Annotated in this window: 16 protein-coding genes; 3 read left to right on the top strand and 13 right to left on the bottom strand. The window is 39.5% G+C overall.

All coding sequences use genetic code 11. The features are described 5' to 3' along the window. Positions 1–4 precede the first annotated feature (4 nt). Entirely contained in the window at positions 5–625 is a 621-nt protein-coding gene (locus tag MN204_RS10005; protein ID WP_249870940.1) for a succinate dehydrogenase cytochrome b558 subunit, read from the bottom strand. 310 nt (positions 626–935) lie between these two features. Between MN204_RS10005 and MN204_RS10000 the strand changes: the two genes are divergently transcribed. Continuing rightward, positions 936–1,373, top strand: coding sequence for a YslB family protein (locus tag MN204_RS10000; RefSeq protein ID WP_249870939.1), 438 nt, complete (start codon positions 936–938; stop codon positions 1,371–1,373). 61 nt (positions 1,374–1,434) lie between these two features. Here MN204_RS10000 and uvrC read toward each other — a convergent pair whose 3' ends face one another. The 12 genes from uvrC to zapA all read right to left on the bottom strand — a co-directional run bounded on the left by uvrC (position 1,435) and on the right by zapA (position 14,679). Further along, positions 1,435–3,213, bottom strand: coding sequence for an excinuclease ABC subunit UvrC (uvrC, locus tag MN204_RS09995; protein ID WP_249870938.1), 1,779 nt, complete (start codon positions 3,211–3,213; stop codon positions 1,435–1,437). A 111-nt stretch (positions 3,214–3,324) separates the two neighbouring features. Next, positions 3,325–3,639 carry a thioredoxin gene (gene trxA / locus MN204_RS09990; RefSeq protein ID WP_249870937.1) on the bottom strand — a complete coding sequence of 105 codons (315 nt, stop codon included), beginning with the start codon at positions 3,637–3,639 and terminating at the stop codon, positions 3,325–3,327. A 272-nt stretch (positions 3,640–3,911) separates the two neighbouring features. After that, positions 3,912–4,883: an electron transfer flavoprotein subunit alpha/FixB family protein gene (locus tag MN204_RS09985; protein ID WP_249870936.1), complete on the bottom strand. Its 972-nt coding sequence runs from the start codon at positions 4,881–4,883 to the stop codon at positions 3,912–3,914. Positions 4,884–4,910: 27 nt separating this feature from the next. After that, a complete protein-coding gene (locus tag MN204_RS09980) occupies positions 4,911–5,684 on the bottom strand; it encodes an electron transfer flavoprotein subunit beta/FixA family protein (RefSeq protein ID WP_249870935.1) in 774 nt (257 codons plus the stop codon). Between the two features lie 26 nt (positions 5,685–5,710). Next, on the bottom strand, positions 5,711–6,484 hold the full coding sequence (locus MN204_RS09975) for an enoyl-CoA hydratase (protein WP_249870934.1): 774 nt from the start codon (positions 6,482–6,484) through the stop codon (positions 5,711–5,713). 43 nt (positions 6,485–6,527) lie between these two features. Then, on the bottom strand, positions 6,528–7,115 hold the full coding sequence (fadR, locus tag MN204_RS09970) for a fatty acid metabolism transcriptional regulator FadR (protein WP_249870933.1): 588 nt from the start codon (positions 7,113–7,115) through the stop codon (positions 6,528–6,530). 131 nt (positions 7,116–7,246) lie between these two features. Continuing rightward, positions 7,247–8,947, bottom strand: a complete 1,701-nt coding sequence (locus MN204_RS09965; protein ID WP_249870932.1) for a long-chain-fatty-acid--CoA ligase — start codon at positions 8,945–8,947, stop codon at positions 7,247–7,249. Between the two features lie 189 nt (positions 8,948–9,136). Beyond that, positions 9,137–9,544: a DUF350 domain-containing protein gene (locus MN204_RS09960; protein ID WP_249870931.1), complete on the bottom strand. Its 408-nt coding sequence runs from the start codon at positions 9,542–9,544 to the stop codon at positions 9,137–9,139. A gap of 89 nt (positions 9,545–9,633) precedes the next feature. After that, entirely contained in the window at positions 9,634–11,979 is a 2,346-nt protein-coding gene (locus MN204_RS09955; protein ID WP_249870930.1) for an endonuclease MutS2, read from the bottom strand. 47 nt (positions 11,980–12,026) lie between these two features. Continuing rightward, positions 12,027–13,745: a DNA polymerase/3'-5' exonuclease PolX gene (gene polX / locus MN204_RS09950; RefSeq protein WP_249870929.1), complete on the bottom strand. Its 1,719-nt coding sequence runs from the start codon at positions 13,743–13,745 to the stop codon at positions 12,027–12,029. A gap of 115 nt (positions 13,746–13,860) precedes the next feature. Continuing rightward, entirely contained in the window at positions 13,861–14,412 is a 552-nt protein-coding gene (locus MN204_RS09945; RefSeq protein WP_249870928.1) for a CvpA family protein, read from the bottom strand. A gap of 3 nt (positions 14,413–14,415) precedes the next feature. Further along, complete coding sequence (gene zapA / locus MN204_RS09940) at positions 14,416–14,679, bottom strand: cell division protein ZapA (protein ID WP_249870927.1); 264 nt, start codon at positions 14,677–14,679, stop codon at positions 14,416–14,418. A gap of 299 nt (positions 14,680–14,978) precedes the next feature. On the opposite strand from zapA, the gene rnhC reads away from it, so the two are divergent. After that, complete coding sequence (gene rnhC, locus MN204_RS09935; RefSeq protein WP_249870926.1) at positions 14,979–15,914, top strand: ribonuclease HIII; 936 nt, start codon at positions 14,979–14,981, stop codon at positions 15,912–15,914. 36 nt (positions 15,915–15,950) lie between these two features. Further along, complete coding sequence (locus MN204_RS09930; RefSeq protein ID WP_249870925.1) at positions 15,951–16,646, top strand: uracil-DNA glycosylase; 696 nt, start codon at positions 15,951–15,953, stop codon at positions 16,644–16,646. Positions 16,647–16,855: the final 209 nt, after the last annotated feature.

Below are 16,855 nucleotides of genomic sequence, written 5' to 3'. Positions count from 1 at the left end.
TCTATTAAACACCATACGCAAATTTGATTAGTGTTCTAATTCCCAGGTAGCTGACCGCAAAAAACACTCCGATACAAGCATACGAAGAAATTCGTTGTGATTTAGGAGATTGCGTAATTCCCCATGTAACTAAGAAACTCCACAGACCGTTCGCAAAGTGGAATACGGTAGATATTACACCGATAACGTAGAACCAGAACATAAATGGATTGGTTAAAATACCTTCCATTAGGCTGTAGTTAGCCTCTGCATTGCCGAGACCGATTTGAACACGTGTCTCAAATACATGCCATACGATGAATATGAGCGTGATAATCCCGGTAATACGTTGAATTTTGAACATCCAGTTACGGAAGAATCCATATCTGCTTACATTGTTTCTTGCAGTGAAAACAATATATACCCCTAAAATTGCATGAAACAAAATCGGCAGATAGATTACGAATATTTCCAACAACAGTACAAATGGAAGCCCTCCCATAAATCCTGCTGCCTGGTTAAAACTTTCTTCTCCATACACAGCAAAATGATTCACTATTAAATGCTGCACCAAGAAAATACCGATTGGAACAACACCTAAAAATGAATGCAGTCTTCTGTAAAAAAACTCACGTTGCTCTGCCATGTTTACCCCCCTTAGTCTAGTTCATATTATGAGTTATGTAGCCTATTAAAAAAAGTGAAGCGCTTTTATGCTAAATAGCGTAACTTTTTAAAATAGCACAAATTTGTAACATATTTATTGTACTTCTTACTATTAAAAGCGTCAAGAAAACTTCACTACTAATTTTATAGTTTGATTGTATTAGAATAATAGACCCACTTAGAAAAAATACGAGAATACTTGATTATTGCCTGATTTAAATAGATAATATAAGTAATGGGATAGCTCGTTTTCCGACGATGGGAAATGTATGTAGGAAAGGATGAATAGGATGTCAAAAAAGCATCAAGGATTGGAATTATCACATCTGGAAGAATTGAATACCACAGGGGCGGGTTATGACATCCTGCGTTATGTGACCTTACCGGAATTGCTTGGTCAGGAGAAAAATACTCTTCTCTATTTTATGGGAAAGAGCCTGGCGAGAAAATTTGATTTCAATACAATAGAAGATATATATCATTTATTTGATAAATTGGGCTGGGGAAAACTTGAGCTCGTTAAACGAAAGAGAAAGGAATTAATTTTCCATTTATTATCCGACTCTATCGTATTGCGGTTAAAGGCTCCTATTGACACAGAGTTCCGAATGGAATCCGGTTTTCTGTCAGAAGCTGTCCAGTCGGTTGAGGGGATAGAATGTGAATGTGTCGAAGAGATAAATCACCGAATTAATCAGATTGAGTTTTCAGTTGTATTCACGGATTGATGATTTTCTTAGAATAGATAAAAGGGCAGAAGTTTCATTAGAGTGAACTTCTGCCCTTTTTCTATTCTTCTTCTCTCAGATGGTCAAGAATGGCATTTGCTGTGTTTTTTGGAATTCCAAGTTTCGTAATATCAGATATCGAAGCCTTCTTAATTTCAGATACGGATCTAAAATGGGTAAGCAAGAGTTTTTTTCTCTTTTCACCGATACCAGTTATTTTATCTAATTCAGACTGGAACAGGCTCTTTCCACGAAGTTGGCGGTGAAACGTGATGGCGAATCGATGCACTTCATCCTGTATACGTTGTACAAGATAAAATTCCTGTGATTGCCTCTCCAGAGGAACAACTTCAGGAGGGGAACCGTATAATAGCTCACTCGTTTTATGTTTATCGTCTTTTGCAAGGCCTGCAAGTGGAATGTCCAGTCCCAATTCATTTTCGAGCACATCCAATGCAGCGGACATCTGACCCTTTCCACCATCAACCATAATCAAATCAGGCAATGGAAGGTTTTCTTTCAATACCCTTGAATATCTTCTGCGAATAACTTCTCGCATCGTCTCATAGTCATCAGGTCCTTTTACATTTCTAATTTTATATTTACGGTATTCTTTTTTATTTGGTTTTCCATCTTCAAAAACGATCATCGCTGATACGGGATCTGTACCTTGAATATTGGAATTATCAAATGCCTCAATTCGGTGCGGGATTTCAATGTTCAATCTTTCTCCCAGATCCTCTACGGCCTTAATGGTACGTTCTTCATTGCGTTCGACTAGTTGGAACTTTTCATTCAGTGCGATCTTTGCATTTTTGGTTGCCAGTTCCACTAGCTCTTTCTTTCTTCCCCGAAGTGGTGTATGCACATTAATCTCGAGAAGCCCCTCCAGCATCTCCGTATTCGTGCCAATTGGAACAAGGACTTGCTTTGGCTTCAGATGATTTTCATGCAAATAAAAACGGCCAATAAAGCTGAGGAATGATTCTCCGTGATCATCAAAAAACGGGAAAACGGTAACGTCCCTCTCTATCAGTTTCCCCTGACGGATGAAGAATACCTGGACACACATCCAACCTTTATCATAACTGTAACCAAATATATCTCTATCTACAAGGTCGTTCATTGTCATCTTTTGCTGTTCCATAACTGCTTCTATATGTTGAATCTGATCACGTAATTCTTGTGCACGTTCAAAATTCAACTGTTCACTTGCTTCAAACATTCTATTGGTAAGGTTTTTTCTGATCTCCTTATACCCACCATGTAGGAATGATGTGATTTCCTGAACGATAGTTTGATATTCCTGTACAGAAGGAGGGTTTTCGCTACATGCCATGCATTGATGCATATGATAATATAAGCATGGTCGTCCAGGTGGATTGTTGCATTTCCTTAACGGGTACAGACGATCAAGTAATTTTTTGGTCTCCCTGGCAGCAATTACATTTGGATAAGGCCCGAAATACTTTCCTTTATCTTTCTTTAGCTTACGGGTAATCAGCAACCGGGGATGTCTTTCTGAAGTTATTTTTAGGTATGGATAGCTTTTATCATCTTTCAGCATGACATTATATTTTGGATCATGCTTTTTAATGAGGTTCATTTCAAGAATTAGAGCTTCCACTTCAGATGAAGTAACAAAGTATTCAAAGTCATCAATTTCCTGCACAAGACGTTGTGTCTTTCGATCATTTGCTCCCCTGAAGTAAGAACGGACCCGGTTCTTAAGCATCTTGGATTTACCGACATATATGATTTTACCGTGTCTGTCTTTCATGAAGTAACAGCCTGGCTGTGCAGGCAAAACCGCCAGCTTCCCCTCTATTTTTTCATTCATCCATTTCAAATCCTTTTAATCCCCAGAAAATCCCTTGTTACATCAGCAACAAGGGATTTTTTGGTTTTCTTCATATTATACACGTTACATGTATCGATTCACAAATTTTTATTAAGCATGTTTATTGATTAAATCCGTTAATGCTTCTTTTGGTTGGAAACCGATAACCTGATCAACCACATTGCCATCTTTGAACAAAAGCAAAGTAGGAATGCTCATTACACCAAACTTACCAGCTGTTTCCTGGTTTTCATCAACATCCAATTTTACGATTTGAACTTTTTCTTCCATTTCTCCATCGATTTCTTCCAATACCGGAGCAATCATTTTACAAGGTCCACACCAAGGAGCCCAAAAGTCAGCCAATACTAGCCCTTTTGATGTTTCTTCAGCGAAATTCTGGTCAGTTACATTTTTAATAGCCACTATTTTATACCTCCTAAAAATTCCATATTAATTGAAGCTTAGTATGAGTATATCATCGGACGGATATTCTTCCTAATAGTTTGCTTATACCTCCTGTTCGTTCCCAAAAGGATGGTGACAGTCAGAAACGAATGGAAGCAAATGACTCCAATGCGCATGTAGTTCAAGCTTGGAGTATCGAATGCTTCCGACAGGCGTTTTTAGCCTAAGTCGGATGAGTTTGTACTGTAGTGAATAAAAATGACCTGCTTGTTTCATCAGGTCATTTTGGCTTATTTAATTTTCTTGATTTCTTCAATAAGCAATGGAATTACTTCGAATAAGTCTCCGACAATCCCGTAATCCGCTACATTGAAAATATTTGATTCCGGATCTTTATTGATTGCAACAATTACTTTTGAGTTGGACATTCCGGCCAGATGCTGGATAGCACCTGATATTCCCACTGCAATATACAAGTCAGGGGTAACTACCTTCCCTGTTTGCCCAATCTGAAGAGCGTAATCACAGTATTCGGCATCACACGCACCACGAGAAGCGCCAACTGCTCCACCCAGCACTTCGGCAAGCTCGTACAAAGGTTTAAAGCCTTCTTCACTTTTTACTCCGCGTCCCCCGGCAACAATAACATTTGCTTCGGATAGGTCAACACCTTTGGATGCTTTACGGATAACTTCTTTTATAATTGTTCGAATATCTGCAACATCGACTGACTTTGAATTGATTTCACCAGTACGTGCTTCATCTTTTTCAAGTGGCGGGATATTATTCGGACGTATCGTTACAAATGTTATGCCATTTGTGATAATTTTCTTTTCAAATGCTTTACCTGAATAAATTGGACGAATGAACACAGGCTGATTATTATCCAGCTCAATATCAATAGCATCCGATATCAGTCCCGTCTGCAATTTACTGGCAAGTTTTGGAGTTAAATCCTTTCCAATTGATGTATGTCCCATCACGATACCACTTGGAGACTCATCATTAACGACTGCTAAAATAGCCTGTCCGTATCCTTCAGATGTGTACGTTTTCAATTTTTCGTGAGATACAGTCGTAACCCGATCCGCTCCGTAATGAATCAATTCTTTCCCCAAACCCTCCAGACTGCCTTCTCCAACAATCACTCCAACTATTTCAGCATCTGAGTTGATTTTTTTCGCAGCAGCTACAGCTTCGAATGAAACATTACGTAATTCTCCTTCTCTTGCTTCACCAATAACCAATATTTTATCACTCATCTCATTGCTCCTTTCACCAGTGTGTCTTTACAGTACTTTTTTATCGTTTTTAAGAAGAGAAACCAATTCTTTAACCTGATCCGCTATGTCACCTTCTAGCACTCTTCCAGATTCTTTTTCAGGTGGCAAAAAGATATCTATCGTCTTCGTTTTTGGTTCTACATCATCTTCATCCAAATCCAGGTCGTCCAGTTCCAACTCATCCAATGGTTTCTTTTTCGCTTTCATTATTCCTGGTAGAGACGGATAGCGAGGCTCATTTAAACCTTGTTGACAGGTGACCAGCAGTGGAAGACTTGTTTCCACAATTTCCACATCACCTTCAACATCTTTTTCGATAACTGCACTATCACCATCAATTTTCAGACTTGTAATGGTAGATACATATGGAAATCCTAAAAGCTCTGCCAATCTTGGGCCTACCTGACCACTTGCCTCGTCAATAGCCACATTTCCTGCAAGGATTAAATCTACCTCTTTCCCTTCAAAAAAGGCTTCAAGAATTTTAGCTGTTGTAAACTGATCACCCTCTTCAACATCTTCTTCCGTATTGATCAGTACAGCTTTGTCTACACCCATTGCCAAAGCGGTACGCAATTGTTTTTCAGAACCTTCATCCCCAACGGTAACCACTGTAATTTCTCCACCGTGTGCATCGCGCTGGTTAATGGCCTCTTCCACAGCGTATTCATCATAAGGATTTATAATGAATTCAGCAGCGTCATCTTCAATTCTTCCACCTGAAACGGATATTTTTTCCTCTGTATCAAATGTCTTTTTCAATAATACATAAATATTCATCCAGCATCCTCCCAATCTATTAAAATCTATTTATCCTGGAAATTCGGTTTACGTTTTTCCAGAAAAGCTTGTACACCTTCTTTTGCATCCGAAGAACCGAATACGGTACTAAATGATTTCGCTTCTTCACTTACCCCCTCTGAAAACTGGCTTGTCTTTGCAAATGGAATAAGGTGCATAATATGATTAATTGCTGGTTTACTTTTAGCAGCTATTTTTTCTGCTAGTTTCATAGTTTCAGCAATTAGATCTTCTTCAGCTACTGCTATGTTTGCCAGACCCAATGATACAGCTTCTGAGCCACTGATTGGTTCCCCTGTAAGTATCATTTCATATGCCTTTGCACTTCCTACATAACCCGGTAATCTTTGGGTTCCTGCAAAGCCCGGGATTATCCCTAGATTTAATTCCGGAAGGCCAAGTTTCGCATTTTTGGTAACAATTCGGATATGGCAGCACATTGCAAGTTCAAGCCCCCCACCTAGTGCAGCACCATGAATGGCTGCAATTACAGGCACAGGGAAATTTTCGATACGATCAAATATTTTTTGACCATTCGTTGATAGCGATTCATAATCTGATGCATTCTGTAAATTGGTAAATTCCTTAATATCAGCACCTGCAGAGAAAAACCTGCCCTCTCCCTTCAGTACGATTGCCTTCATCTTGTTTTCTGCTTCAATTTGATCCAGTTTGTCACTAAGGTCACTGAGAAGCTTACTTGATAAAGCATTCGCTGGTGGGCTTTGAATTGTCAAATATGCTATTGCTCCATCTGCTTCGTATGAAACTGTTCCCATATACTGTCCATCCCCCTTATTTTGGTATTTCTTTTTCCACGCATCAGTCCCCTGGTGATAATGCTCCAGTTAATAAAACATGTACCTCTGGCACCTGGGATAGTAGATCGTATTTCTGTTCCTTCATCACCCAATTTGTTACAACCTCATCCAATGTCCCAAATATCATTTGCCTTGCTAATGGAATGTTTAAATCACTGCGGAACAGACGCTGTTCCACTCCTTCTTTTACAATATTATCAATAACGACTAGATAGGGTTTTAAAACTTTATTAATCTTCAGACGAAGCTCATAGTTTGACTGCCTTAATTCCAATTGGGTAACGATTGCCAAATAATAATCCTCTGAAAGCTGTCTGAAATGCATTTCAATTAATGTTTGCAGCTTTTCTTCCGCATTCTGCTTCTGGTTCGTCGATTGGGCAATTTTATCGATAAACTGCCCCATTTTTTCTTCAAAAACAGAAACAAGAACATCTTCTTTATTTTTGAAATATAGATAAATGGTTCCATCTGCTACTCCGGCTGCTTTTGCTATCTTGGAAACCTGTGAGCCATGATATCCGTTCTGTGCGATAACTTTCACTGCTGCTTCTATTATTTGATTGTATTTCGGTTTATTATTTCTCATGATTTTCTCCTTAGATGAGTCCAACCTACAAATTCTGAGTGAATGGTCATTCATAAAATCATTGTACATTCACCAGATAATTCTGTCAATATATAGCTTGTCCAATTTTAAAGGAAAAAAGAGCACGAGGCTCAAACAGTATTCGTTGTTTCTTTCTGTTTCGTTGTCTCTTCTTCAATCAGTTTTCTTCTCAGTATTTTACCCACTGCCGTCTTCGGAAGTTCATTACGGAACTCATACAGCCTCGGAACTTTAAATGCCGCAAGATGTTTTCTGCAATAATCATTTAACTCTTCTTCTGTCAATTTATAGCCATCCTTCAAAACGATATACGCCTTGACCGTTTCACCGCGATATGGGTCCGGGATACCGGCGACAACTGTCTCCTGTATGCCTTCATGCTCATAAAGAACTTCTTCTACTTCTCTCGGGTAAATATTATATCCTCCAGCAATAATCATGTCTTTCTTACGGTCCACTACATAGAAGTATCCATCATCATCCATATAACCTAAGTCTCCAGTAAAAAGCCAGCCATCTTTTAATACTTTGTCTGTCTCTTCCTGATTATTCCAGTAACCTTTCATAATTTGAGGTCCTTTTACTGCAATTTCCCCTACTTCGCCTACTTCCGCCTCTCCACCATCGGATTCCATTTTAATGATTTTACAGTCAGTATCCGGCCAAGGAACTCCGATGCTTCCATTTACTCGCTTCGTCCATATAAAGTTTGCATGGGTGACAGGCGAAGATTCTGTCAATCCATACCCTTCAACAAGCTTTCCTCCTGTGATTTTTTCGAACTGCTCCTGTACTTCAATTGGCAATGGCGCAGAACCGCTGAGACATGCTTCGATTGATGACAGGTCATACTTTTTTACATCAGGGTGATTCAGGAGGCCAACATAAATGGTGGGGGCACCAGGAAAGAGGCTCGGTTTTTGTTTGTCAATCGTTTTAAGTACATCCGTCACATTAAACTTCGGCATAAGAATCATTTTCGAACCTAGCTTTATGGCAAAGTTCATAACTGTTGTCATTCCATACACATGGAAAAATGGCAGGATACCCAATATAACTCCCTGACTGTCACTCTTTTTATACAACCAGGTTTCACACATCTGGACATTGGAAGTCAGGTTATAATGAGTCAGCATAACTCCTTTAGGATGCCCAGTCGTACCTCCTGTATATTGAAGCAGTGCAAGATCCTCTTTTGGATCAATCTGCGTTTCCAGATATTCCGTGGAGGATTTCTCCATTATTCCATTCCAGACGTGGGTATCTCCGCTCTCTTCCACCTTGACAACCATATTGTATTCTTTCTTCTGAATGAATGGATAGATCAAATTTTTAGGGAAAGGCAAATAATCTTTGATCCCCGTAACAATCGCATGCTGCAAACCGGTTTTATTCCTTACATTCGTCACTCTAGGAAGCAAAATATCCAAACATATGATGACTGACGTATCGGAATCATTCAGCTGATACTCTAATTCCCTTTCCGTATATAACGGATTAGTCTGTACAACAATTCCACCAGCCATAAGAATTCCATAGTAGCTTATAACTGCCTGCGGACAGTTTGGCAGCATGATCGCTACTTTATCTCCTTTCCGTACACCAAGAGCCTGCAAATAGTTAGCCATCTTCCTGGATGCTGTATACAAATCTCCATAGGACATCTCTTTCCCCATAAAATGAAGCGCTTTCTTTTCTTTGTGCACTTTAGCGCTTTCAACCAGATAAGCATAAAGCGGCTTCTCATCGTATTCCAAAGAGGGCGGTATTTCAGTCGGATAATGATCATGCCATTTACGTGAAAATTCCATATCATGTATTCCTCCTTTATAGTTATACTATAATCATTATACCGATTAATTTCTATTTTTTGAAAGTTTATTTAATTATTTTTAAAATATTTTTGTCATATTAAATAAAAGATACCTACAACAAGAAAAATAATTGCCACAACAATTAGTATTTTAGCTAATCGATCCAATACCATTATATGTCCTCCTTTATCCGATACTTGCTCCTATAACAAAAGCCAAACCGATGGAAATCATCATCGAGATGAATCCAACCGCATGATTGCCTTTTCCAATTTCTTCATCAATTTTCATAACGGGGGTAAGAAACTCGAATATCAAATAACCGATAAGTAATAAAACAAAACCGTAAACACCCCAGCCGATTGTTTGAAGAAGCGTGTCATTATGTTCAATGGAATACCGGAAAATCGTGGCGATTCCGAACAATTTCCCTCCGGTAGCCATCGCAACAGCTAAGTTTCCTCCTTTAATTTCTTCCCAATTTTTATAGGAAGTCACCAGTTCAAAGATTGCAAGAAATACAAGTGTGCATAGAACGAACACACTATAGCGTGCTGCTGTTACAACAATAATATTTTCCCAGAAACCTTCCATCACAACTTTCCTCTCCAATTATTTATGTAGCTTCCGCCTTTTTTTAGGAGGCGGAAGCATTTGATTTAATCGATAGATTCATTTCGTGATTAGCGAAACTCAATAACGGTAACTCCGCTTCCGCCTTCACTTCCTTCACCGGCTCTTGCAGATGCAATATGTGGATGCCGTTTCACATATTCCTGTACACCTTTCCTTAAAGCACCGGTTCCTTTTCCATGTATGATGGAAGCTTTTGAGTAGCCAGCCAAAAGTACGTCATCAATATATTTTTCCAGCCTCTGCAGGGCGTCCTCATATCTCTCCCCGCGCAAATCCAATTCACTCTTCACATGATTATTAGAGCCTCTAATTGTTGCTACGGCTTGATGGATTTCCTGTTTCTGTTTTCCTAGCAGCTGCAAATCACTTCTTTTGACTTTGACCTTCATAATCCCCACTTGGACCATATACTCTTTGTCATTAACTTTTTCCAGCACTTCACCTTTTTGATTGACTGTAAGCAGTTTTATTTCATCACCCGGCTTCAAATCCTGCTTGTCTGCTGATTTTTTACTAGATGGTTTATTTTGTTTATTGGACAGATTAGGCTGTGCTTCTTCTAGCATTTTTTTTGCCTCAATCCATTCATGCTCTTTTAAAGTTACCGTTGATTTCATTTGTCGAATTTCATTTACAATGAATTCTGCTTCTTCACGTGCCTTTGTTAAAGCCTTTTCTGCTTTTTCTTCGGCTTTTTTGTACAACGCTTCACGTTTGAGTTCAAATTGCTTCCATTCTTTTGAAATCTCATCTCGTAATCGTTCACTTTCGAGCAGTACTTCATGTGCTTCCTCGTAATCTTTTTCTGCATCAAGCTGGGATTTTTCCAAGGAGGCAATCATCGTTTCCACACTTTTCGTGTCAACACCGACAAATCCTTTCGCCCGCTCAATTATATGGTGATCGAGGCCAAGTCGCTTAGAGATTTCAAAGGCATTACTACGGCCGGGTACTCCAATCAGCAGACGGTAGGTTGGCTGCAATGTCTCCACATTGAATTCAACAGATGCATTAACAACATTCTCCCGGTTATATCCATATGCTTTTAACTCTGGGTAATGAGTCGTAGCTATGACGCGGGCATCCCTTGAAACAACGTCATCCAGAATGGACATGGCAAGAGCCGCACCTTCCTGTGGGTCTGTCCCCGAACCAAGCTCATCAAACAAAACGAGTGAATCATGATCGACTTTTTTAATGATATCCACGATATTAGTCATATGAGAGGAAAATGTACTTAGATTTTGTTCAATCGACTGTTCATCCCCAATATCAGCGAATACTTCCCTGAATACTGCCATTTCACATCCATCCAATGCTGGGACTTGCAACCCTGATTGGGCCATTAACGTACATAAACCGATCATTTTTAATGTGACCGTTTTCCCACCAGTATTTGGACCAGTAATGACAATTGAAGTATAATCTCCTCCAATCTCCACATCATTAGCTACGACTTCATCCATCGGTATTAGAGGGTGTCTTGCCTGCAGCATTTTTATGTAGCCATTGTCATTTATGATTGGTTTTGCGGCTTTCATTTGCTGTCCAAGTTTTGCTCTGGCAAACATAAAATCAATCTTGGCAAGTACATCGATATTTTCGTGTAAATCATGTTCAAAGCTTGAAATATGCCCACTGAGTTCCTTCAAAATCCGTTCAATTTCTATCTGTTCCTTGTTTATTGCCTCATGCAGTTGATTGTTAAGGTCTACTACAGCTTTTGGCTCCATAAACAAAGTCTGGCCTGAAGAGGATTGATCATGGACAATTCCACCTATTGAACCTCTGTGCTCTTGTTTAACAGGAAGCACATAACGATCATTTCGAATCGTGATAATTGCATCTGAAAGCATATTGCTATTGTTTCTCGTATAGCTTTCTAATTTCTCACGTATCCTGTTTTCAAATGTACGAATAGAACTTCTTATCCCACGCAGTTTTGCTGAAGCATTGTCCAAAACATGGCCATGATCATCAATACAGCTTTTAATATGCTGTTCTAGTTCCCTAAGGGGTGTTATCCGATCAGCTAATTCTTCCAGGATGGGCAGACTCTCTTCTTCCAGGCTTTCGATAAATAGTTTTACCTGTCTACCTCCGTAAACGGTGTTTGCTACATCAAGGCACTCTTCCGTTGAAAGAATTCCTCCGATGGCACATCGTTTCAAACTTTCTCGAATATCCGTTATGCCTCCTAGGGGAACTACTTTATTAAGTCGGACAATATGTGCAGCTTCATCCGTTTCTTCCTGTAATTGAACAACTTCATCTAATTCCGTTGAAGGCTTTAATTGATCCACCAGATTTTTCCCAAGCGATGTTGCAGCCTGACTATTCAACTGTTCAATAATCTTTTTAAATTCCAGTACACGGAGAATCCGTTCATTCATACTTATATACTCCTTTTAGTGCGTCCTCTTTATCGAATTGCATTCCTTTATTTATTACGATTAAAGTAATCAATCAGTTGCTCCTTCGACCACGTATTCATTACCATTTCCTTTTCTACCCAGCCTTTTCTTGCAACCCCGACACCATATAACATATGATCCAACATCGGATAGCTGTGTGCATCCGTGTTGATGGCTAAGGTAACTCCTGCCTCCTGGGCTTTACGGACCCACTCTGAGGACAGATCTAACCGATTCGGGTTTGCATTAATTTCGAGTGCTGTATTGGTTTCTTTCGCTTTTTCGATTAATTTTTCCACGTTCACGTTGTAACCTGCACGCCTTCCAATCAATCTTCCGGTCGGATGGGCAATCAGGGAGACATACGGATTCTCGAGCGCGGTATACAATCGCTTCATAATCTTTTCTTCGGATTGACTGAAGCTCGAATGGATCGCTCCAATGACATAATCCATTTCCCGCAAAAAATCATCTGAGAAATCAAGGGTACCATCCGGAAGAATATCCATTTCTACACCAGCAAAAATATGAAAGTCATCCAACTTTTCATTCAGTGTTGCAATTTCCTCGCGCTGCTTCCGCAATCTCGTTTCATCCAATCCATTTGCAACGCGAAGATATTTGGAGTGGTCCGTAATCGCCATATAGGAATATCCTTTAGCCTGTACATGTTTTACCATTTCACCAAGAGACTGTGCTCCATCACTCCACGTCGTGTGCATATGGAGGTCTCCCTTTATATCACTAAGTTCAATTAAACGCAGCTCATCCTTAAACGCCTCTACTTCACCATTGTTTTCTCTTACTTCTGGTGGTATAAATGTTAACCCGAAATGTTTGAAAAACTCTTCTTCTGTCGAGAACCTCAATATTTCATTTGTCTCTTCAACCTCCACACCGTATTCACTTATTTTTTGCCCACGTGATTTGGCCAGCTGCCTCAATGCGACATTATGATCCTTAGATCCTGTAAAATGATGAAGTGTTGTTGCAAATTCTTCTTTTGATACGAGTCTGAAATCGACGTTAATATCATATGCTTCCTCTAATGTGACAGATACCTTTGTATCACCTTTGGCAATAACATCTTTTATATCCGGTATAGCGAGCAATGCATCCCGGACTTCGTGTGGCTTGGCTGTTGCAATTATAAAATCAAGATCCTTTATCGTTTCCCGCATTCTTCTTAAACTTCCCGCGCGTGAAAATGATTCTATTTCTTCGATATCGCTTAAGTACGATTCAATTTTCTCTGCAACCGGAAGCATGATCGCTATAGGCAGTCGTTCTGGTCTTTTTCCGGCTTCCTCGAGCGCTAAAACGATTTTTTCAGCTGTTTTCTTGCCAAACCCTGCAAGGCTCTCAACTTTTCCGTTGAGACAAACTTCTTTTAGTGATTCGGCATCAACGACATCCAATTCCTGGTATAGTTTTGACAACTTTTTACCACCGAGGCCCGGAAGATTCAGTAATGGTATCAGACCTGATGGCACTTCCTCCGCCAACTGCTTAAGTGTATCTGATTCGCCATTTTCTACGTACTCCTTAATAACCGCACTAGTCCCTTTTCCAATGCCTTTCATCTTTGTAAAGTCATCAATTTCAGAGAGGGATCTATCATCCGTTTCCAATGCCTGTGCTGCTTTTCTATATGCAGATATTTTAAAAGGGTTTTCTCCCTTCAATTCCAGATAGATTGCTATTTTTTCCAAAAGTTTAATTACATCTTTCTTATTGACTGTCATAAAATTACCCCACTTTTTTGTATAAAAAGACTGATTCATGTTAGATAAATACTATTGTACATAACATACAAGGTATCTCCTACTACGATGAATCAGTCTTTCTGAATTTGTATATCTAACGCTTACTCTCTCCAGTATAGGTAAACCAAAGATCAAGGACCTTTTCCGATAAATAAGGAGTCTGTTCAATTACAAACAATGCAATCGCTGAATTATTTATCGCATTCTGAATACCTTCGATAGGTGTTAATGCAAGGATATACAGAAGGATAAACGAAATTAAATACACTTCCAGGAATCCGAGCACCGCACCAAGCAATTTGTTCACCGAGCTAATAATAGGAATGGAAGCAACAAAATCCAACATAGATGCAATAATCTGAAGAATAATCTTCACTGCAAAAAAGATGAGCGCAAATGCAATGGCATTATAAAAGGCAGTCTCGAGTGGGAGGGATTGCAAAAAACCTGCCCATGCACTTTCATTCGATAGTTCCGGATAAGGTATCCACAAGGCCAGTCTTGTACCAAGCTCATCATAATACATAACAGCCACAATAAAGGCGATAATAAATCCGGTCAAATGGAGCAATTGAAGTATAAACCCTCTCTTTAGTCCCATAAGAATTCCAAATATCAATATTACAATTAAAATCAAATCCAACATATGTTACTTATCCTCTTTCTTTTTAAGCGATCCCAGAAGCGTTGCATAGTCTTCCTTCAGTTTCAGGTAATCGTTCATCGTATTTACAGCAGTTAAAACCGCCAGTCTCGTCGTATCCAATTGTTTATTGACACTATGAATATCTTTCATTTTTTGATCTACAAGACTTGCAACCAACCGCACATGGCTTGGTGATTCCGTACCAATTATCGTATAAGTTCTATTATGTATGTCCACTGTTATGCGCTTTTTATCATTTGGGCTCATGATACTACCTCCTGCCGATTAGAAAACTTGGCAATCTCCAAGCCTTTTAAAGAATCGTTTTGTTGCATGTATACAGGTAGGGAAGTTTATACTTATCTTACCTGTTTAGAAAACGGGATTGTCACCAAGCCTTCGGTGACAGCCTTCGTTGCGCTTATGCAGAAAGGGACATGATATGATTTCCTTTCCACCAAAAATTTCTACACTTAATATTAACATGAAGTTCTTTCAAAAAGAAGTATTTCATTATCTTTATCATTTTGCTATAGTCTATATATGTCATGAATGGAGAGATTTAGATGGGGCAACAGGTACACACATTACCGTTAACTACAATTGAAAAAATGAAAAATCATTACGAAAAGTCTTTAACGTCAACACCGCCGGGAGCCGTTTTCCGCGCCAAAACAGCAGCAGCAGTCATCACTGCCTATAAGTCCGGAAAGGTGCTTTTTCAAGGTAGCTCGCCGGAAACGGAGGCTTCCAAGTGGAGTACTGGATCTGGAGCTGCTCCTGCTGTCAAGAGAAATTCAGCGAGCCCAAACGTAACGAGCTTTACACCAGATCCAAGCTTGTATTCAAGCAGCCACATCGGTTCTGATGAAGCAGGTACCGGGGATTACTTCGGACCAATCACGGTTGCTGCTGCATATGTGAATAAACAGCAAATAGCATTATTAAAAGAACTTGGTGTAAAAGATTCCAAAAACCTGACAGATCCAATCATAACTAAAATAGCCAGTGATCTCGTAAAAATGCAAATCCCGTACTCCCTTCTTATCTTGCATAATGAAAAATATAATATGCTGCAGAAAAAAGGCTGGTCACAGGGGAAAATGAAAGCAATGCTCCATCACCACGCCATCACTAATTTGCTTAAAAAAATCGGACATGCAGAAATGGATGGAATAGTAATCGATCAGTTTTGTGAACCCGCCATCTACAGCAGGCATATTGGCACAGAAAAACATAAACTTCCAGATAAAACGTTTTTCATTACAAAAGCCGAAAGCCACTCCATCGCTGTAGCTGCCGCATCAATTATTGCAAGGTCAAGCTTTGTAAAAGAGATGGATAAGCTTTCTGCATCGATTGGATTGGAAATACCAAAAGGTGCTTCGAGTAAAGTAGACCAGACAATAGCAAAAATCATCAGAAGTAAAGGTTCCCAAGTATTGGATAAATATGCAAAAACACATTTCGCCAACACAAAAAAAGCAGAGAAATACTTGTAAAGCTAAGACTCTCTGTAACCATATAGGAATGATAAAATGAATGAACAAATGTTGAAAAATGACTGGGCAGAGATTTTAAAACCTGAATTCGATAAGCCCTATTATAGTGAATTACGAGCGTTTTTAAAGGAGGAATATGCGACCGAAACGATTTATCCAGCAATAGACGATATCTTCAATGCACTTCACTATACGCCCTTTCAGAAGGTAAAGGTTATCATCCTTGGACAGGACCCTTATCATGGACCAAACCAGGCACATGGGTTAAGTTTTTCCGTCCAACCAGAAGTAAAGCTTCCAGCCTCATTACGGAATATTTTCAAAGAGCTGCAAAATGACCTTGGTTATTCGATTCCCGGTCACGGTTATCTCATTGAATGGGCGAAACAAGGTGTACTACTCTTAAACACCGTTCTTACAGTCAAGGCGGGACAGGCACACTCCCATAAAAACCGAGGCTGGGAAATTTTCACGGACCAGGTGATTAAGTCCTTGAATACGAAACATGACTCAGTCGTATTTATTCTCTGGGGGAGTGCCGCCCAAAAAAAAGCGGAAATGATTGATACATCGAAGCATTTTATTATCACAGCACCACATCCGAGTCCCCTTTCCGCATATAGAGGATTTTTTGGGAGCAGTCCTTTTTCCCAGACAAACAACCTACTTCGGAAAGCAGGACTGGAAGAAATTAACTGGCTGTTGCCGGATAAAAAAGAATACTTATCATAAAAATGCTCCTTATTTGGAGCATTTTTGCTGTTCTTGGACCAATCAACTGCGTTATCCCGGTCCCAAAATGTGAACTATGGCATTTGTTTTGTGAACTTCGGCATTTCTCATGTGAACTATGGTGTATATCCTACGATCATCGGTAGTTTTACTGTAAACTTTGGCATTTCGATAAAAAAGGCCTTCTCATCTACTGAGAAAGCCTTCCT

It is taken from the genome of Oceanobacillus saliphilus (assembly GCF_023522835.1).
Lineage (GTDB): Bacteria > Bacillota > Bacilli > Bacillales > Amphibacillaceae > Oceanobacillus > Oceanobacillus saliphilus.
The sequence above is the reverse complement of the archived record's forward strand: the minus strand, read 5'-3'. Positions and strand labels throughout refer to the sequence as shown.